Genomic DNA, 17,748 nt, shown 5'->3' with positions numbered 1-17,748 from the left:
TGGCATTAGTATTTTTTCTTCTCGGTTTAACTGATTGATTCACTGTTAAATATACGAAAAATAAATCTTAAAAACAAGCATAAATAACTGTAATTCAAAATGTTAAACCGTTAACTTAATGACATTGGGCGCGAGCGTCTCACTCGTGCCCACAAATAACAAATAGCCCCAAGTTATCGCACCAATCCTTTCGTGTGGTGAAGTAATAATAACCACTGCTATTTTTGCGGTGTTTTTTTTGTTTGTAAAAGGCTCAAATAAAGCCGGCAACCCGAGAATAAGGTTTAACGCTTAATGGAATCTGTAAAAGAAAAAACAAAAAACCATCCTTTTTCAAGGATGGTTTGTAGACCCACAGGGATTCGAACCCCAGATGACTGAACCAAAATCAGTAGTGTTACCGCTACACCATGGGTCTGTTTCTATGCCGCGAAATTATAGAAATTATTTTAAATATGAAAATCTAAATTAAAGATTAATTAACATAATTAGTAAGAAGACAGCTTTATGTATTGATATCCAAAGAATTATTTTTCAATAAAATTTAAAAAAAATCTTCTTCTACCCATAAACAGTAGATTTGTGGATATTATTTGTTCGATTTGAAGAAACAGGGTTTACATTAATTTATCCGAATAATAATAACTTCCCGCTTCCTTCTTCCAGCTCCCATCCTTCAAAATTCAGTTAAATAATAAAACCTTATCTTTGCAAAAAATTGGGCTCCAAAAGTTGGAGTAACCCATTAATAACATATCCTGAGCAAAGCAAAAGGATTATTAAACATTTTTTATGTCAAATATTGTCGCAATCGTTGGACGTCCCAACGTAGGAAAATCTACGCTTTTTAATCGTTTATTAGAAAGAAGAGAAGCTATTGTAGATTCTACAGCTGGTGTTACCAGAGACCGTCACTACGGAAAATCAGACTGGAACGGAGTAGACTTTACGGTAATTGATACCGGAGGTTATGATGTAGGTACAGATGATATCTTCGAAGAAGAAATCCGTAAGCAGGTACAATTAGCGGTGGATGAAGCCACTTCTATTATCTTTATGATGAACGTGGAAGAAGGGCTTACTGATACGGACCACGAAATTTACAGACTTCTCAGAAGATCCAACAAACCTATTTATATTGTTATCAATAAAGTAGATTCTTCCAAGGAAGAACTTCCTGCAACAGAATTCTATCAGTTAGGAATTGATAAATATTACACCCTTTCTTCTGCTACAGGTTCAGGAACAGGGGATTTGTTAGATGATATCGTTAAAGATTTCCCTACTACAGAATATAAAGATCCATTTGAAGGATTGCCTAAAATTACGATTGCTGGCCGTCCAAACGTAGGAAAGTCCACGATGACCAATGCTTTATTGGATGTTGAAAGAAATATTGTAACCGATATCGCAGGAACTACGAGAGATAGTATCCAGACTTTATATAACAAATTCGGACACGAATTTGTTTTGGTAGATACTGCGGGGATGAGAAGAAAGTCTAAGGTAAACGAAGACCTTGAATTCTACTCTGTAATGAGATCGATCCGTTCTATCGAATATTCTGACGTCGTGATCATTATGGTTGATGCTACACAGGGATGGGAATCTCAGGATATGAATATTTTCGGACTGGCTCAGAAAAACAGAAAAGGAATCGTAATCCTAGTGAATAAGTGGGATTTGATCGAGGACAAGCAGACCAATACGATGCGTGATTTTGAAAAATCAATCAAAGATAAAATCGGTCAGTTCCAGGATATTCCAATCTTATTTGTTTCAGCTTTAACGAAACAAAGAATTCTGAAGGCTGTAGAAGTAGCTATGCAGGTTTATGAAGACCGTAAGAAGAAAATTAAAACTTCAAAACTGAATGAAGTAATGCTTCCGATCTTCGAAAATACACCGCCGCCGGCATTGAAAGGAAAATATATCAAAATCAAATACTGTGTTCAGCTTCCTACACCGTCACCACAGTTTGTGTTTTTCTGCAACCTTCCACAGTATGTGAAAGAACCGTATAAAAGATTTACTGAAAATCAGCTGAGAAAAGAATTCGGATTTACCGGAGTTCCGATTGAAGTGTATTTCAGACAAAAATAATAAGAACAAATGTTCATCAAAAATCTCCGGCAAGCGAAGCTTGCCGGAGATTTTTATATCACCCAACCAGACTTTCTCTTTCAGGCCGATCTTTCAATTCGTTTTTTAGTTGTAATTTTGCGGCAATTAATATCAATTAACTGAAATTAAAAATAAAATTTTCATGCTTACTATTTTATCGCAACACTTTTCTCTTGTCAACGAATGGATTAACGAACTTAGAAACGTTACGATCCAGCATGACCGAATGAGATTCAGAAGGAATATGGAAAGAATCGGGGAGATTGCCGCTTTTGAAATCAGTAAAGGACTGGAGTACAGAGAAGTTGAAATTCAAACTCCTTTAGATACAATAAAAAGCAGGGAAATAGCTGTGCAGCCGGTTATTACAACCATTTTAAGAGCAGGTGTTCCGTTATTCGAAGGAATCCTGAACTATTTAGACAGAGCAGACTGCGGTTTTGTGGCAGCTTACAGAAAACATGATGCCAACGATTATTTCTCAATCAAACAGGATTATCTTACCTGCCCAAGTATTGAAGGCAGACCCCTTATTGTAGCTGATCCTATGCTTGCAACTGGTGCTTCTCTTATTGAAGCCATCAAAGATTTGCTGACCAACGGAAATCCAACCCAGCTTCATATTGTTGCAGCCATTGCATCGAAACAGGGAGTAGAAACTGTTCAGAATGCATATCCTGAAGCTCATATCTGGGTAGGAGCCATTGATGAACACTTAACTTCAAAAGGGTATATCACACCAGGATTGGGAGATGCCGGAGATTTGAGCTACGGAGAAAAACTTCAGCGATAAATTAAGAAAGATTCCAGAAATCTTTTATTAAGTTCAATAATAAATCAGGTCGTACTTTATCCATAGGATGCCTTGTATCCGGAAGTACGGCCAGTTTTGCATTTGGAAGGCTTCTGTAAACCCTTGAACTCTCTTCCAGCGTTACCATATTATCTTTATCACCCACCATGATTTGAACCGGAGTGGTAATCGTAGCAAAATTATTTTCCAGAGGAGGATTTTTACCTAAATCAATCATTAAATCAGCAATAGCAGGAAGAAGCTGTTTCCACTTTGTTCCGTGCTGTGATTCTAAAAGCTGGGCATACTGCGGAATTTTTTCAAGAATAACATCCGGATTAAGCATCTTGCTTTCTTTTAAAGCCTGTTCTTCAGTCCAGTCGAACTTTGTGCCCAGTGTTATAACAGAATTTACATTGTCAGGATTTTCCATTGCGTAGCAAAGCGCAACATAACCACCCATGCTGTGCCCGAAAATTGATACGTCTGTCATATGATTCACTTTACAATATTCAGATAATTCCTCGACATACTTTTTAATATTGAGGCCGTCTTCAGGAAGTTCCTGGTCTCCATGTCCTGAAAAAAGAGGAGTATAAACTGTAAAATAGGATGACAGAACATTCAGATAAGGTCTGAAAATGTCGCTGTGACCTAAGGCTCCGTGCAGTAAAATCAGATTGGGCATAATTGTATAGTTTCCTGAAAATTAGGAAAAAGAAATGAATCGTGAAAATGGATGGGGTGGAAGTGTAAGAGTGTCTGAGAGTTTTCGGGTTTAAAAATATTTTTGATTATTTCTCCTTACAGAAAATCCCGAAACCCACACCCCGCACCTCGCACCCCGTTCCCATATCAAACATCCTCAGCCATCACCAAAACACTTACTTTATTATCTCCGGCATTTAAAATCTCCCACGCCACAGATGAAACTGTATTTCCTGTCGTGAAAACATCGTCAATCAAAAGAATATGTTTTCCGGTAACAGGCTTGGTTACAGAGAACGTATTGGAGGCTTCCAGCCTGTGTTTCTTGTCTTTTAAGGCCTGTGCTTTAGAATAATAATTTCGTTTGATTAATGTATGATCAAATGGAATGGTATAAAATGAAGATAAAGTTTCGGTAAACAAATGAAGCTGGTTATATCCCCGTTTCTTCAGTTTCTTTGGATGAAGCGGTACACTTACTAAAAGGTCAGGGAAATTATCTTTGAAATCAAGTCGTTCTGCTGTCCAATCGGCTAAGATTTTTCCTGCTTTTTCCCTGCTTCTATATTTCAGATCGTGAATAATCTGCCGGCTTAAACCTTCCTTTTCAAACTGTATTAAAGCGAATGCGTTTTCAACCGGAAAAAATAAACTGCATTTTTCCTTAATCGGATTATTTTCAAAATAATTGTAATGGGTAAAGTGAATCTGGCTGAAACAAAGATCACAAACCAAAAGTTCAGGATCGATGATTCTGTTACAGTGAATGCAGCGGTTAGGAAACAATATATCTAATATCATAGTGTGTTTTTACTAAGATATGGAAATAATTGTCAATTTTTGCTTCCCAAAGTCAATAGTGAATTATTATTGTTAGCGAATTTTATGAGCTAATTATTTCATATAGCAAAAAGAATTTTTTCTTTATTGAGTGAAACGCCATAGCGCCTGAAAAAGCTATTAAATAGTATAGAAAACTTTGCAAAATCTGCATTTAGAAAAATAACTTACCAGTAAATTTCAGCAGCAAATCGATTATTCACAAACCCGAATCCCGCATCCCGAACCTCACATAAAAATTCACAAGCGAAGCGCATTGACAATTCACGATTCACTTTTAAATATCATCAAACGTCTTCCTGATCTTCTCAACAGCATTCTTCATACTCATATTAAAATGTTCCTTTTCCAGTCTTACCGGTGGTGCCTGTCTTACTTCACAGTCAGGAATACTGCAGGATTCACATGTAACGCCTACATTAATGGTTTTTAAAGATGGAGACTTGATAAAACCTATTTTTTTAATCGTTTGGGAATTCAGTAAAATCCCCAGGCAATAACTTCTGTTGCTTCCATCTGAGAAAGGATTTTTTTGTGAAGTAGAAATTACCAGATAACTTATTCCCTGATCTTTATAATGAGAAACCTGAGCATCCGTCAGGGTTTCATTTTCTTTTAAATCACCAAGATTTTTTACCGCAATCCATCTTCTGCAGTAATGCTCGTTCATTGCATTGGCATGAGGAGCCTGCTGATGATTAAGATGAAGCTCCTTTAAAATCTGGATTTTATCCGAATTTTTCTTTTTGACCAGACATAAATAAAAAAGATCTTTGATTCCCATTTCAGCCGAGAGAATGTTGGTCAGCCGGTAATAAAATGTTTCAGGCGAGTGGGTGAAACTGCTGATAAGGCTCTCAAAACTTTTAGGTTCCCATGTATTTTGCTGGAAAAATTCTGCGGTCTTTTCAATGACAGGTTCTTTTGAAATGAGCAATGCTCCTGCGAAATAAGACGCGTAAAAGTTATTCAGAATTTCTTCAAAACTTCCGAAATCAAGCCATGAATATGTATTGGGACGGTTTTTTAATTCCAGTACATTGAAGCCGATTTCTTTAGCCAGAATGAATGTTTTCTGATCCTTTTCCAGTTTTTGATTCAGCAGTAATAATTTTTTTTCAGGAATGAAAAGAGAACGGAGATTATCCAGAGTCCCATATGTTTCAAAATCTTCAGACTGAATGGTGTAACTGAATTTTTCTGCAAGAATTGCCTCCAGGATGTCAGACTTTAGATCTTTTCCGGGTTGTAACTGATTTTCTTGGGTAAACAGATCAACCTTTTCTTCAATTTCAGGAAAATAGTTATCATATAATTCCTGAAATGACCTTAAGACGGCAAAATAAAATCTTTCCTTACCAAGATTATAATTCTGAGAAATTTCGATCAAGGCATTAATAAAAGCCGTTACTTTTTTCGGTGCATCGCTGATAATGCTGATGAGGTTGTTTTTATTAATTCCGAATAACTCCAGAGGAACTTCTTTAAAGAAATCAGACTGCAGGATTTCATTGAAAGGGGAAAGGCTTTTATCAAGTTTGGTAGAAACCAGATCATCAAAAGTACAGCTCAGTGCTTCAGAAAGCTGAATGATTTTATCGTGCTTGGGATACTTTTTCCCGTTTTCAATTTCGTTGAGGTAAGATTTTGATAATCCTGTCTTTACAGCAAGATCCTGCAGAGACCAGTTTTTCTTTTGTCTCTGCTGTTTCAGTTTTAGCCCGAAAACTGTTTTGATAAAGTCGCTTTCTGAATTCATTACTCAAATATAAATAATTAGATGCGATTATTCGCATAATAATTTTTAAATAAATTTAGCGAACGTTCGCTATTTGTGAAAATTTTTATTTATGTTTGTAATATCAAATCACAAAATCAATAAGTTATGGAAACAAAGACTCAATTAGAAATAAAGTCACAGAAACAGTTTGAGGAAGTATTTACTCCCGATTTGACAGATTTTCTGATTTCGCTTCATCAGAACTTTAATCATAAAAGACTTGAACTTTTAGAAGAAAGAAAAATGACTCAGCAAAATTTTGATAAAGGAAATCTTCCTGAGTTCTTGAAAGAAACTGCAGACATCCGGAATGGAAATTGGGTATGTGCTCCGCTTCCTGAAGATATGCTGGATAGAAGAGTAGAAATTACCGGCCCCGTTGACCGCAAAATGATTATCAATGCCTTGAATTCCGGTGCTTCTACATTTATGGCAGACTTTGAAGACAGCAGCTCGCCGGTGTGGGAAAACTGTATTCAGGGACAGATCAATCTTTCTGATTCCATTAACCGGACTATTGATTTTGTCAACGAAAAAGGAAAGGCATACACCCTTAATGAAAAAACGGCTGTTTTACAGGTTCGTCCACGCGGCCTGCATCTCCCTGAAAAACATATTGAGATCAATGGAGAAAAAGCTTCCGGATCACTGACTGATTTTGGAATATTTTTCTTCAGAAATGCAAAACAGCTTTTGGAAAACGGTAGCGGTCCTTATTTCTATCTTCCAAAACTGGAACATTATAAGGAAGCACGCTGGTGGAATGAAGTTTTTGTTTTTGCGCAAAACTATCTCGGAATTCCGGAGGGAACCATTAAAGCGACTGTTTTAATAGAAACGATTACCGCTTCGTTTCAGATTGATGAAATTTTATTTGAATTAAAAGAACATAGTGCCGGACTGAATTGCGGAAGATGGGATTATATTTTCTCTTACATTAAAAAATTCAGAAATCTTCCCGAATTTATTGTTCCGGACAGAGATCAGGTAACCATGACGTCTCCCTTTATGAGTGCTTATTCAAAAAGAGTGATTGAAATCTGCCATAAAAGAAATGTACATGCAATAGGCGGAATGGCCGCTCAAATTCCGGTAAAAGACGATGACGAAGCCAATACTATTGCTTTTGAAAAAGTAAGAAATGATAAAGAAAGGGAAGTGAAAAATGGCCACGACGGAACGTGGGTTGCACATCCGGCATTGGTATCTGTAGCAAAACAAGTTTTTGACCAGTATATGCCTTCCCAAAATCAGATCGATAAAAAATTTGAATACCATATAACAGAAAGCCAGCTGCTGGAAATTCCCAAAGGAGAAATCACAGAAAAAGGAGTCCGGAAAAATATCAATGTAGGAATTCTTTATCTTGAAAGCTGGCTGATGGGAACTGGTGCTGCCGCTATTTATAATCTGATGGAAGATGCCGCTACTGCAGAAATTTCAAGAACACAAATCTGGCAATGGCTGAAAAATGAAGCGGTTCTGAGTGATGACAGAACATTAACCCGAAGCATGATACTGCAGTGGGAAAAAGAAGAAATGGATCATATTGAAAAATATGTAGGTGAAACCCGATTCAAAAGCGGAAAATTCAACCTCGCCAAAGAACTTTTCAATGAATTGATTTTCTGCGAAAATTTTGAAGAATTTCTAACCCTTAAAGCATACCCTTTTATCTAGTTGGAGAGTGAGAGAGTAGAAGTGTCCGAAAGTTTGAGAATCATATCTCGTACCTCCGAACCTCGTAACCTCGTAACCCGAACCCCGAACCCCAAAATCTAATCAAACAAAATCCAAATATTATGAAAACAAGACAAGAACAAATCCAGGCTATTGAGCAAGATTGGCTGACAAATCCACGTTGGAAAGGCATTAAGAGACCTTATACCGCTGAAGAAGTTTTAAAACTTCGTGGTTCTTATACCATAGATTATACTATTGCTACAGAAATGTCCAAAAAATTCTGGGATAAATTAAATACCCAGGATTATGTGGCGGGACTGGGTGCACTGACAGGTAATCAGGCGGTACAGGAAGTGGATGCCGGCCTGGAAGCAATTTATCTTTCAGGATGGCAGGTGGCTGCAGATGCTAACCTGTCAGGGGAGATGTATCCGGATCAGTCATTGTACCCGGCCAATTCAGTGCCTTCTGTGGTAAAGAAAATTAATAATGCCTTACTGAGAGCAGATCAGGTGCAGTCTGTAAGCGGAACAGGAAATAAAGAATATCTTGTGCCTATTATTGCCGATGCAGAAGCAGGTTTTGGAGGTAATCTGAATGCTTTTGAACTGATGAAACAAATGATTGAAGCCGGAGCAGCTGCCGTACATTTTGAAGATCAGCTTTCTTCCGCTAAAAAATGCGGCCACTTGGGCGGGAAAGTATTGGTACCTACTCAGGAAGCGGTCAATAAGTTGATAGCAGCGCGTCTGGCTGCCGATGTGCTGGGAGTTCCAAGTCTTATCATTGCAAGAACAGATGCGGATGCCGCAGATTTACTGACTTCTGATATTGATGACAGAGATAAGAAATTCGTAACCGGGGAAAGAACTTCTGAAGGTTTTTACGTGGTAAGAAACGGAGTTGAGCAGGGAATCGACAGAGGACTGTCTTATGCGCCATATGCTGATCTGATCTGGATGGAAACCTCCAATCCTGATCTGGAGCAAGCCCGAAGATTTGCAGATGGAATTCATGCAAAATTCCCTGGAAAAATGCTTGCTTATAACTGTTCACCTTCATTCAACTGGGCTGCAAAACTGAGTGTGGAAGAAATGTCTACTTTCAGAGAAGAGCTGGCTAAAATGGGGTACAAATTCCAGTTTATTACCCTTGCAGGATTCCATGCATTGAATACAGCCATGTTTGAACTGGCACTGGCTTACAAAGAAAGAGGAATGGCAGGATATTCAGAACTGCAGGAGCGTGAATTTGCACTACAGCAGAAAGGATTCAGAGCGGTGAAGCATCAGTCTTTTGTAGGAACAGGATATTTTGATGAAGTACAGAATATTGTCACCAACGGTTCCTCAGCTACTGTAGCGATGAAAGATTCTACAGAAACAGCACAGTTCCATTAGTCATTTTTCCATATTTTTTGATGTTAAACCTTCTCTTTGAGGAGGTTTTTTCTTTGTCTGAAGCTGTTTAAACCTGTTTTTTACATCATTTAATTTCAAATTAACAATTACATGATAAGTAATTGAAATTTGAGTTATATTTGGAAGCGAAAAAAAATATTATTACAAATGAATTTAATTAAGACAATTTTTATTGCGTTAGGATTAACACTTACTGCAAATATTGTAAATGCTCAACAGAAGATTGGAAGTGTAAATACAGAGGACATTTTTGCAAGTTTATCTGAAGTAAAAACTATAGGAACTACTATTGATAACCTGACTAAGACCAGACAGACTGAAATTGAGAAGCTTATCGGTGATTATCAGACTAAATTGAAAGCAGCACAGGATAAAGAAAAAACGTTAAGCGAGGCCAATAAAGAAGCTGTGACTAAAGAACTGATTGCAGCACAGACAGAACTACAGGCTTTAGGTAAGAAGATAGAGGAAACCAGAACACAGGCTGCTAAAGATATTTCTGCCAAACAAAACGAATTGTTTAGTCCTTTACAAAAGAAAGTAAAAGATGCTATTTATGCTGTAGCAAAAGAAAGAAACCTGAATTTTGTATTTGATGTAGCATCACAGGAATCTAATAACCTTCTTTACACAGACGGAAGCGAAGATATCACTGCTACTGTGAAAACCAAATTAGGGGCTACGGCTACAACTGCCAAGCCAGCCGGGAAATCTAAATAAGAATTTTCAATATACTGAATATTGTAACGGAATCAGAACGATGATTCCGTTTTTTTATGGACAAAAGTGAATGGCTGGATGAAGAAAGTTTTATTTTAAAATGATACATTTGAGTAAACTTTCAGGAGAATGAATCTGATGTACGAAAAACAGATCAAAGTAACAGAAGAGCATATTGATCAGAATAACCATGTGAATAATGTACAATATGTACACTGGGTGGAAGAAGTGGCAGCAGAGCACTGGGATCTGTTGAAACATAAAACAGAATATGTGAATGATGTCTGGATGCTTCTGGATCATCATATTCAATACAAAAAACAGGTTTATCTGGGTGATATCATTACGGTAAGAACTTATCCAATGGCTCCGGAAGGTGCCAAACAGCCAAGAAAAGTAGAATTTTACTGTAATGATAAGCTGGTGGTAGACTCAGGCACACTTTGGATTTTATTTGATCCTGAAACTAAAAAGATCAAGCGCCTGGAAAGTGACTGGCTGGAAAAATTTTTGTGATTAGAGACAGAGAATACAAAATCATTAACAGATCTGAAAAAAGGATAAAATAATAGCTAGAATAGCTAGAATAGCTTGATTGAAAAACGGGGTAATGAAAAATAAGTTAAGAAAAATAACTGTCAATGCTATAGATTACTTGTATTTGGTCACAGATCAATATGATTCTGAAACTAAAACTAATACTTTGACTGTAAAAGTGTTTTTAAACGGACAAAAACAAACTCCTTTAGTCATCAAATTTTCAACAGTTGATAATTATATTATTGGGCAACCTTTAAAGTCGGGGGTAAAGTTATTTAATAAAATAAAGAATACTGAAGAGGAAGTTAATCTTAATGAGCCTAAATATATTAAAGAACTTATTATTCTTGGATTAAAAGATGGATGGTCAGGAACTAACTTAATAGCAATACAAAATGGACTTGATTATTTGAGTGAATTAGGCTTTCAAACCGATCAATTAAAACCAGAATATAATGAATAATTTTTCCTGTAATGTAATTATTTCAATAATATTATTTTCAGGTTTTTTCTAAAAAGAATATTTTAAAATCGCTGTAATAGAAACAGTCTTTTCTTTGTTAAGCTGTTTTATCCTATCTTTGTATTATGATACGTATTACAAAAATTTTTACATTCGAAACGGCTCACGTGCTTTACAACTACGATGGGAAGTGTAAAAATATGCATGGGCACTCCTATAAACTGTTTGTAACAGTGAAAGGAAAACCGATTAATGATATTGAAAATCCTAAAAATGGAATGGTGGTAGATTTCGGAGATATCAAAAGTATCGTAAAATCTGAGATCGTAGACGTTTGGGACCATGCGGTTCTTGTCAATGCGCTGTCTCCACATAAAGAACTGGGAGATGACCTTGAACAGAAAGGACATAAAGTAATCTATTGCAGCTTCCAGCCAACCTGTGAAAACATGTTGTATGCCATTGCTGCTAAAATCAAATCGAGACTTCCCGAAGGAATTTCTTTAGCCTATCTTAAACTTCATGAGACAGAAAATTCTTATGGAGAGTGGTTTGCAGAAGATAATCAATAATTTTTCACAAAACTTGGAAGGTGTTAAAAACAACAATTAATTTAGAACCTGGAAAAAAAGTATATTTTGCTTCGGATCAGCATTTTGGTGCCCCTACACCAAAGGAAAGCAAGGTGCGCGAAGAGAGATTTATACGCTGGATGGATGAGATCAAGGAAGATGCTCAGGTTTTGTTTTTAATGGGTGATCTTTTTGACTTCTGGCACGAATGGAAGCATGTCATTCCCAAAGGATATGTCCGGGTGCTTGGGAAAATTGCAGAATTGAAAGACAGAGGAATTCATATTTATTTCTTTGTCGGAAATCATGATCTTTGGATGAAAGATTATCTGGAAGAAGAAATCGGATGTACCGTATTCTATCAGAAACAATATTTTGAAATGGGAGGGAAGCAGTTTCTGCTGGCCCATGGAGATGGTTTGGGACCTGGAGACAAAGGATATAAAAGAATGAAAAAATTATTCACAAATCCTGTGGCACAATGGTTCTTCAAATGGCTTCATCCCGATATTGCGATGAAAGTGGCATTGTATCTGTCCCAAAAAAATAAAATGATCTCAGGAGAAGAGGACAAGGCTTTTCTGGGAGAAGATAAAGAGTTTCTCATCATTTATTCCAAAGAAAAGCTGAAAACCCAGAAGATTGATTATTTTATCTATGGACACAGGCATCTGCCTATGGTACTGGATCTGGAACAGAATGCAAAATATATCAACCTCGGAGACTGGATTTCCTATTTCACTTACGGGGTTTTTGAAAAAGATTTTGAACTGAAAACTTTTGAAAAATAAAGCAAAAAAAATTACCCCTAAAAAGAGGTAACTTTCGAACGGGTGGAAAACCCACTCTTGTTTTTAATCCATATTCCGGATAAGTCATTGCAATAAGTCTACCAAAATAGGTTTTATGCATTAAAAAATTATTAAAAAAATATTCTATCTCTATAATTGCCCTGCAGCCGGGGATTAAGAAACTCAAAAAATTATGGAACTGAAAAATATATTCAACATACAGACTGAACAGGATTTCCTGAATGCCTCATTGAGAACATTTCGTTATCAATATGAAAATGTTGAAATATACAGGAAATTTGTTGATTTTCTGAAGGTTAATCCCGATGAGGTAGATAGCTTGGTGAAGATTCCGTTTCTTCCTATTGAAATGTTTAAAAATCATCAGATTCTGGATAAAAATGTGGATACGGATCTTTTTTTTCAAAGTTCCGGAACCACCCAGATGAACCTTTCCAAACATTTCATCGCAGATCCGGAACTTTATGAGGAGAGTATTTATAAAAGCTTTGAACAGTTCATCGGAAAACCGGAAGATTTTATTTTTCTGGGTCTGCTTCCAAGTTATCTTGAGAGACAGAATTCATCACTCATCTATATGGTAGATTATCTGATGAAAAAATCTGCCAAGCCGGAAAACGGATATTTCCTTTATAATCATGCTGAACTCTTTGAACTATTGAACACATTGCAGGATAAAAAAGTGATTCTTTTCGGGGTTTCTTTTGCCCTTCTTGATTTTCTTGATTACTGTCATTCTCAACAAAGCGAAGAATCCCTGAATTTTCCTGAAAATTTAATAGTGATTGAAACCGGCGGTATGAAGGGGCGGAAGGAAGAAATGACCAAGGATGAATTGCTTAAAATATTGCAGGAAGGCCTTAAAACGGAGAAAATCTATTCAGAATATTCTATGACAGAGTTACTTTCACAGGCTTACTCCCTTGGAAATAATGAATATGAGTGTCCCAACTGGATGAGAATTATGGTTCGCAATGCAGAAGATCCCTTAACGTACCAAAAAGAAGGCCGCACAGGAGCTATTAATATTATTGATCTTGCCAATACCCATTCCTGCTCATTTATTGCCACACAGGATTTAGGAAAAATAATCGGTGATAAATTTCAGGTGTTAGGAAGAATAGACCATTCAGATATCAGAGGATGTAGTTTACTGGTTAGCTGATGATTTAAACCGAAGAAAGCAATTGTGAATCGTCAATTCACTCCACTTGTCAATTTTTGTATCATAAAATAGTGTGCGGCTTTTGCTGAGTGAAACACCTTTGCGAGCCTTTAAACACTTGGCTATTAAAAACTTTGCGGGCATTGCGTTTTATTAAAATATTTTTACCATCATAAAAAAATGATCAAAATAGAAGAACTCATACACGCCTACATCCATTCCCATTGCGATTTTGAAAAAGAAATCGTACTGACGAATTATTTTCAGGCAGATTGGGAAGCAGACATCTTAATCATAGATTCGGAAGGTGGAAGTCATGAAATTGAAATTAAGCTTTCAAAAAGTGATTTTAAAAATGATTTCAAAAAATCATACCTGAATAAAGACACCGGAGAAAAATTTCTGAAACACGATAAAATTTCCTGTGGGGATTATATGTGTAATTCTTTCAGTTTTTTGCTCCCGATGGGAATGGTAGATGCTGCTTTAATTCCGGAACATTGCGGAATCATTGAATTCTATCACAATGCGGATACCTGGGATACCGAATTTTATCTGATCCGCCAGCCTAAAAAGCTGCATGAAGACTCTTACTGGAAACTGAATGACAAAGATTTTTTTATCAGGAAGATGGCTTTGAATCTTCTCCAGCGTAAAATGGAAATTAAAGGAAAGCATGAGGAACTGATTTTTAAAAATCCTTTTGAAATCAAAAAACTGAAATAAAATTAAGGAGGTTTCTTATTCTAACGCAAAGACTTATTTTCTATATTTAAAGTTTAAGAAAGCAAAGAAGGAATCAATTTCATTGATTTTTATTAAGCGATTGTAAAACGTATCACTTCATCAACGACGTAGTCATAACCACTTTGCTCCCTTAAATAAAAATTCATCTTTATAAAAACTTTGCGTTTACAAAGAATTTCAAAACAATTATTCAAAATCAGAAAATAAAAAAATCCTGCCGCCTGACAGGATTTTATCATTGAATGGTATTTTAAATTAATCTGCAATTTCAGCAGTATCTCTCTGAAGTAAGAACTTGTAGATTAAACCTCCTACAACTCCTCCCAAAATAGGGGCAACCCAGAACAGCCAAAGCTGCGACATGGCAATTCCTCCCATAAAGACTGCCTGAGAAAGTGATCTCGCAGGGTTTACAGAAGTATTTGTAATCGGGATTGAGATCAGGTGGATCAACGTAAGAGCAAGACCGATGGCAAGACCGGCAAACTTACCGTTAGCCCACTTATCCGTAGCTCCCATGATTACAATAAGGAAAAAAGCGGTTAATAAAAACTCAGCAAGAAATGCAGCTCCCATACTGAAAGCTTTTCCGTTATAAACGGCTTCACCGTAGAAGTTGGTGGCGAAATCTCCGGGTTTTGAGAATTCTACCGCTCCGGCTCCGTTAAGAATCGTATACAGGCATCCTGCTGCTACAATTGCTCCCAGACACTGTGCTACAATGTAAGGAATAAGGTCTTTTGCAGAAAATCTTCCTCCTGCTAAAAGTCCAAAAGAAACTGCCGGATTAAAATGCCCTCCTGAGATATGTCCTACAGCGTAAGCCATGGTAAGAACAGTAAGACCGAAGGCTAAAGCAACTCCTAAAAGTCCGATGCCAATATCTGGAACACCGGCTGCGAAAACAGCGCTTCCACATCCTCCGAAAACAAGCCAAAATGTGCCGAAAAATTCAGCGAAAAGTTTTTTTATCATGTTGTTTATTGTTTAAAGTATCTCAAATGTAAAATTTAAATCTTAAAGTAAAAAGATAAATCTGAAAAATATTTCAAAAAAGAGAGAACAAAAATTACAAAATCTGTAATTTGGTGTAAAGTTTGTTTGGGATTTGTTTAGAGAGTATAATAGTCGGTTTTGAAAGATATAACATAAATGTTTTATCTTTCATTTGTAATTTAAAAGGATGGTGAATGAGAAAGTTTTTTTGTGTGGTCTTTGTACCTTTTATTTATAGTTTACATTATTCGCAGGCAGCTAAAAAAGCTTTTCCCTGCTATGATCTTGCCACTGTATTGAAGGTTGAACCTACGCCGCTTTATAAATCTCATCTTGATGCCTCAAAAAGTTTTGGGGTACAGCTGCTGAAAGATTCCAAAACAGTGCAGCGATACATCAATAGCGGCAAATTCCACAAAATAAAAAAATCAGGTAAAGGATATCGCGTTCAAAAACTTGATTACAGCAGGGCTTATATGGTATCCAAGGCAAAAACCACGCTGGAAAAAATAGGTTCTAAGTTCAGCAAGGATACAAAAGGCGGTACATTTACTGTTTCATCCATTACCAGAACGCTTGAAGACCAATGCAGGCTTAGAAGAGTGAATTCCAACGCCTCACTAGGGATTAGTTCACACAATTATGGTAATTCTTTTGACATTTCTTATGTAAGATTCAACAACGTTTTAAAGTACAATCCGAAAATGGAATTGGCATTGGAGAAAGTTTTAAAGTACTATGAGAAAGCCGGTAGAATATATTTCATCAAAGAGAAACAACAGAGCTGTTATCATATTACTGTGAAAAATTATTAATTAAAATCCTCTTGCGTAGCATATTTAGTTTCTATATTTTTATACGACTAAAAACTATGCTTATGTCAACATTAAACATTGTAGACTATATGCTGCCTGTAGAAGAATGCAGGACAGCATCAAATGAGTGGAAAGCATCTCTTTCAGACTTTTCCAGGATTCAAAAGCTTATCCCTACCAACTATGTTTTTAATATTTCCAGAGAACACCTTGAATGGATGAAAGGGTTCAGTGATTATAAAGACTTCTGTGCTGCAGTAGGAATTTACAGAGACCGGTTGATTCTTATTTTTTATCCTATGAATAACGACGGGGAAAAAATAGATGTAAAAGAATATCCATACAGCTTCCTTACCGAACTTGATAAAGATCTGAGGCTGCAGGAAATCCAGGAATATACCGTCATCAGAAATGCGGTTCTTTCCAGAGATCTTGAGAGTATGGAGAAGAATGCCAATATGGGATTCCCGGTTTCCAATACACCGGTTCTTGAGCAGGACAAAGCTGTAGATGCCATTGAACGCTGGAGAAACCAGGGAATGGACTGGTTTTATAAAGAGAGCAGAGAAAATGAAGGCAGCGGAATTTTCAGAAAATTCTATGTTCCTATAGCAGATCTTTGCCTTTCAGATGAAGGGCTGGCCGGTATTACCTGTTCTTTTGGTATCAGATACAATGATATCTATGGAAAAATGCTGGTAACCCTTATTTTTATCTCTTTCCGTGAAAATCTCAGGAATGCAGAACTGGGAGCAGAAGTGATTTCCAATACTTATGACTGGGCAAAACCGTGTCCTCCTATCTGCCGTATTCCGGATGTAGATGTAGGATGCGAGTTTTAAAATGATATACTGAGGAATGGCTGGACTTTATAAGGCAATTTTATTCCTGAATTATGCACTGCTTCTATCTGTTATACTGCTGGGAGCAGCAAAATACCGCATATTAAATCATAAAGAAAAGCAATATTTTCATTGTATTGCTTTTCTTTTTTTTATTGAGCTGCTGAATCTGGCGCTGCCTTATATCTTCAGACTGAATGATACCTCATTCCTCTATCCTTTATATATCGCAGGAGAATTTTTCCTTCTGACGGGCTTATTTGTCAGAAAACTGGACTGGCCAAAAGCTGTTCTGTGGATTACAGGTACATTGGCAGCGGGTTTTATGATCTCGAAATACGGATTCGATTATCCTGCCAATGCCGATATTGCAAAAGTAGTTTCCAATATCATCATCATCTGTCTTTCCGGGTTTACGCTGATCCGTGAGATTAAGAACACCTCTTTACAGAATCGTTTTCTTCTCGTAGATGCCAGTATTTTTTTCTACTATTCCGTTTCGGTATTTATTTTTATCGTCCAGCATCAGATTGCCAATCTGTCGGAAAACGATTACTATACAATTCTCAGTGCCAATAATATTCTTTCGGGTATTTTGTACTGTTCATTTTTATACACTTTTATCAGATTAAAGAAGTAACTTTAAATATCAATCTGCTGATCCTTATAATTGTTACCATAACAGTTATAGTATCCTTTATTCTGTTAGCATACAGAGCTTTTATAA

18 protein-coding genes and 1 tRNA gene are annotated in these 17,748 nt (G+C 36.6%); 14 read left to right on the top strand and 5 right to left on the bottom strand.

Translation table 11 applies throughout. The features are described from left to right. Positions 1-347 precede the first annotated feature (347 nt). Positions 348-418, bottom strand: a tRNA-Gln gene (locus tag LIV57_RS16235). Positions 419-792: 374 nt separating this feature from the next. Here LIV57_RS16235 and der point away from each other — a divergent pair. After that, positions 793-2,103, top strand: coding sequence for a ribosome biogenesis GTPase Der (gene der, locus LIV57_RS16230; RefSeq protein ID WP_110008006.1), 1,311 nt, complete (start codon positions 793-795; stop codon positions 2,101-2,103). 163 nt (positions 2,104-2,266) lie between these two features. After that, positions 2,267-2,917, top strand: coding sequence for a uracil phosphoribosyltransferase (gene upp, locus LIV57_RS16225; RefSeq protein WP_062676151.1), 651 nt, complete (start codon positions 2,267-2,269; stop codon positions 2,915-2,917). A gap of 1 nt (position 2,918) precedes the next feature. Here the strand turns inward: upp and LIV57_RS16220 are convergent, their stop codons facing one another. The 3 genes from LIV57_RS16220 to LIV57_RS16210 all read right to left on the bottom strand — a co-directional run bounded on the left by LIV57_RS16220 (position 2,919) and on the right by LIV57_RS16210 (position 6,224). Then, on the bottom strand, positions 2,919-3,605 hold the full coding sequence (locus LIV57_RS16220) for an alpha/beta fold hydrolase (RefSeq protein WP_227943452.1): 687 nt from the start codon (positions 3,603-3,605) through the stop codon (positions 2,919-2,921). Between the two features lie 167 nt (positions 3,606-3,772). Continuing rightward, on the bottom strand, positions 3,773-4,426 hold the full coding sequence (locus tag LIV57_RS16215; RefSeq protein WP_227943451.1) for a ComF family protein: 654 nt from the start codon (positions 4,424-4,426) through the stop codon (positions 3,773-3,775). Between the two features lie 316 nt (positions 4,427-4,742). After that, positions 4,743-6,224 carry a helix-turn-helix domain-containing protein gene (locus LIV57_RS16210; protein ID WP_227943450.1) on the bottom strand — a complete coding sequence of 494 codons (1,482 nt, stop codon included), beginning with the start codon at positions 6,222-6,224 and terminating at the stop codon, positions 4,743-4,745. Positions 6,225-6,350: 126 nt separating this feature from the next. Between LIV57_RS16210 and aceB the strand changes: the two genes are divergently transcribed. From aceB to LIV57_RS16165, 9 genes are all read left to right on the top strand, one after another. Continuing rightward, positions 6,351-7,925 carry a malate synthase A gene (aceB, locus tag LIV57_RS16205; RefSeq protein ID WP_227943449.1) on the top strand — a complete coding sequence of 525 codons (1,575 nt, stop codon included), beginning with the start codon at positions 6,351-6,353 and terminating at the stop codon, positions 7,923-7,925. 122 nt (positions 7,926-8,047) lie between these two features. Further along, complete coding sequence (gene aceA, locus LIV57_RS16200; RefSeq protein WP_227943448.1) at positions 8,048-9,328, top strand: isocitrate lyase; 1,281 nt, start codon at positions 8,048-8,050, stop codon at positions 9,326-9,328. A 168-nt stretch (positions 9,329-9,496) separates the two neighbouring features. Further along, entirely contained in the window at positions 9,497-10,069 is a 573-nt protein-coding gene (locus LIV57_RS16195; protein ID WP_110008000.1) for an OmpH family outer membrane protein, read from the top strand. Between the two features lie 129 nt (positions 10,070-10,198). Beyond that, on the top strand, positions 10,199-10,585 hold the full coding sequence (locus LIV57_RS16190; protein WP_227943447.1) for an acyl-CoA thioesterase: 387 nt from the start codon (positions 10,199-10,201) through the stop codon (positions 10,583-10,585). Between the two features lie 94 nt (positions 10,586-10,679). Further along, positions 10,680-11,072: a hypothetical protein gene (locus tag LIV57_RS16185; RefSeq protein ID WP_227943446.1), complete on the top strand. Its 393-nt coding sequence runs from the start codon at positions 10,680-10,682 to the stop codon at positions 11,070-11,072. A 125-nt stretch (positions 11,073-11,197) separates the two neighbouring features. Beyond that, positions 11,198-11,644: a 6-pyruvoyl trahydropterin synthase family protein gene (locus tag LIV57_RS16180; protein WP_047097353.1), complete on the top strand. Its 447-nt coding sequence runs from the start codon at positions 11,198-11,200 to the stop codon at positions 11,642-11,644. 20 nt (positions 11,645-11,664) lie between these two features. After that, positions 11,665-12,435: a UDP-2,3-diacylglucosamine diphosphatase gene (locus LIV57_RS16175; protein ID WP_110007996.1), complete on the top strand. Its 771-nt coding sequence runs from the start codon at positions 11,665-11,667 to the stop codon at positions 12,433-12,435. A 193-nt stretch (positions 12,436-12,628) separates the two neighbouring features. Then, positions 12,629-13,621 (top strand): acyl transferase, encoded by a 993-nt coding sequence (locus tag LIV57_RS16170; protein WP_227943445.1) that lies wholly within the window; start codon positions 12,629-12,631, stop codon positions 13,619-13,621. Positions 13,622-13,801: 180 nt separating this feature from the next. Beyond that, positions 13,802-14,347: a hypothetical protein gene (locus LIV57_RS16165; protein WP_110007994.1), complete on the top strand. Its 546-nt coding sequence runs from the start codon at positions 13,802-13,804 to the stop codon at positions 14,345-14,347. A gap of 276 nt (positions 14,348-14,623) precedes the next feature. Here the strand turns inward: LIV57_RS16165 and aqpZ are convergent, their stop codons facing one another. Continuing rightward, positions 14,624-15,340 (bottom strand): aquaporin Z, encoded by a 717-nt coding sequence (gene aqpZ, locus LIV57_RS16160; protein ID WP_110008304.1) that lies wholly within the window; start codon positions 15,338-15,340, stop codon positions 14,624-14,626. Positions 15,341-15,558: 218 nt separating this feature from the next. Here aqpZ and LIV57_RS16155 point away from each other — a divergent pair, with 218 nt between their 5' ends. The 3 genes from LIV57_RS16155 to LIV57_RS16145 all read left to right on the top strand — a co-directional run bounded on the left by LIV57_RS16155 (position 15,559) and on the right by LIV57_RS16145 (position 17,661). Beyond that, complete coding sequence (locus LIV57_RS16155; RefSeq protein ID WP_227943444.1) at positions 15,559-16,179, top strand: DUF5715 family protein; 621 nt, start codon at positions 15,559-15,561, stop codon at positions 16,177-16,179. A 62-nt stretch (positions 16,180-16,241) separates the two neighbouring features. Next, a complete protein-coding gene (locus LIV57_RS16150; protein WP_227943443.1) occupies positions 16,242-17,021 on the top strand; it encodes a hypothetical protein in 780 nt (259 codons plus the stop codon). A 16-nt stretch (positions 17,022-17,037) separates the two neighbouring features. Beyond that, a complete protein-coding gene (locus LIV57_RS16145) occupies positions 17,038-17,661 on the top strand; it encodes a hypothetical protein (RefSeq protein WP_227943442.1) in 624 nt (207 codons plus the stop codon). Positions 17,662-17,748: the final 87 nt, after the last annotated feature.

Source organism: Chryseobacterium sp. X308, assembly GCF_020733145.1.
Lineage (GTDB): Bacteria > Bacteroidota > Bacteroidia > Flavobacteriales > Weeksellaceae > Chryseobacterium > Chryseobacterium cupriresistens.
This window is presented reverse-complemented; position numbering and strand designations above follow the sequence as displayed.

What these genes read in the sequence shown, in the direction of transcription:
- LIV57_RS16165 (WP_110007994.1), top strand. Translation starts at nt 13,802, where the DNA reads ATGATCAAAATAGAAGAACTCATACACGCCTACATCCATTCCCATTGC.
- LIV57_RS16220 (WP_227943452.1), bottom strand. Translation starts at nt 3,605, where the DNA reads ATGCCCAATCTGATTTTACTGCACGGAGCCTTAGGTCACAGCGACATT.
- LIV57_RS16150 (WP_227943443.1), top strand. Translation starts at nt 16,242, where the DNA reads ATGTCAACATTAAACATTGTAGACTATATGCTGCCTGTAGAAGAATGC.
- LIV57_RS16195 (WP_110008000.1), top strand. Translation starts at nt 9,497, where the DNA reads ATGAATTTAATTAAGACAATTTTTATTGCGTTAGGATTAACACTTACT.
- LIV57_RS16170 (WP_227943445.1), top strand. Translation starts at nt 12,629, where the DNA reads ATGGAACTGAAAAATATATTCAACATACAGACTGAACAGGATTTCCTG.
- LIV57_RS16190 (WP_227943447.1), top strand. Translation starts at nt 10,199, where the DNA reads ATGAATCTGATGTACGAAAAACAGATCAAAGTAACAGAAGAGCATATT.
- aceB (WP_227943449.1), top strand. Translation starts at nt 6,351, where the DNA reads ATGGAAACAAAGACTCAATTAGAAATAAAGTCACAGAAACAGTTTGAG.
- LIV57_RS16215 (WP_227943451.1), bottom strand. Translation starts at nt 4,426, where the DNA reads ATGATATTAGATATATTGTTTCCTAACCGCTGCATTCACTGTAACAGA.
- LIV57_RS16180 (WP_047097353.1), top strand. Translation starts at nt 11,198, where the DNA reads ATGATACGTATTACAAAAATTTTTACATTCGAAACGGCTCACGTGCTT.
- LIV57_RS16210 (WP_227943450.1), bottom strand. Translation starts at nt 6,224, where the DNA reads ATGAATTCAGAAAGCGACTTTATCAAAACAGTTTTCGGGCTAAAACTG.
- LIV57_RS16145 (WP_227943442.1), top strand. Translation starts at nt 17,038, where the DNA reads ATGGCTGGACTTTATAAGGCAATTTTATTCCTGAATTATGCACTGCTT.
- LIV57_RS16185 (WP_227943446.1), top strand. Translation starts at nt 10,680, where the DNA reads ATGAAAAATAAGTTAAGAAAAATAACTGTCAATGCTATAGATTACTTG.
- der (WP_110008006.1), top strand. Translation starts at nt 793, where the DNA reads ATGTCAAATATTGTCGCAATCGTTGGACGTCCCAACGTAGGAAAATCT.
- aceA (WP_227943448.1), top strand. Translation starts at nt 8,048, where the DNA reads ATGAAAACAAGACAAGAACAAATCCAGGCTATTGAGCAAGATTGGCTG.
- LIV57_RS16155 (WP_227943444.1), top strand. Translation starts at nt 15,559, where the DNA reads ATGAGAAAGTTTTTTTGTGTGGTCTTTGTACCTTTTATTTATAGTTTA.
- upp (WP_062676151.1), top strand. Translation starts at nt 2,267, where the DNA reads ATGCTTACTATTTTATCGCAACACTTTTCTCTTGTCAACGAATGGATT.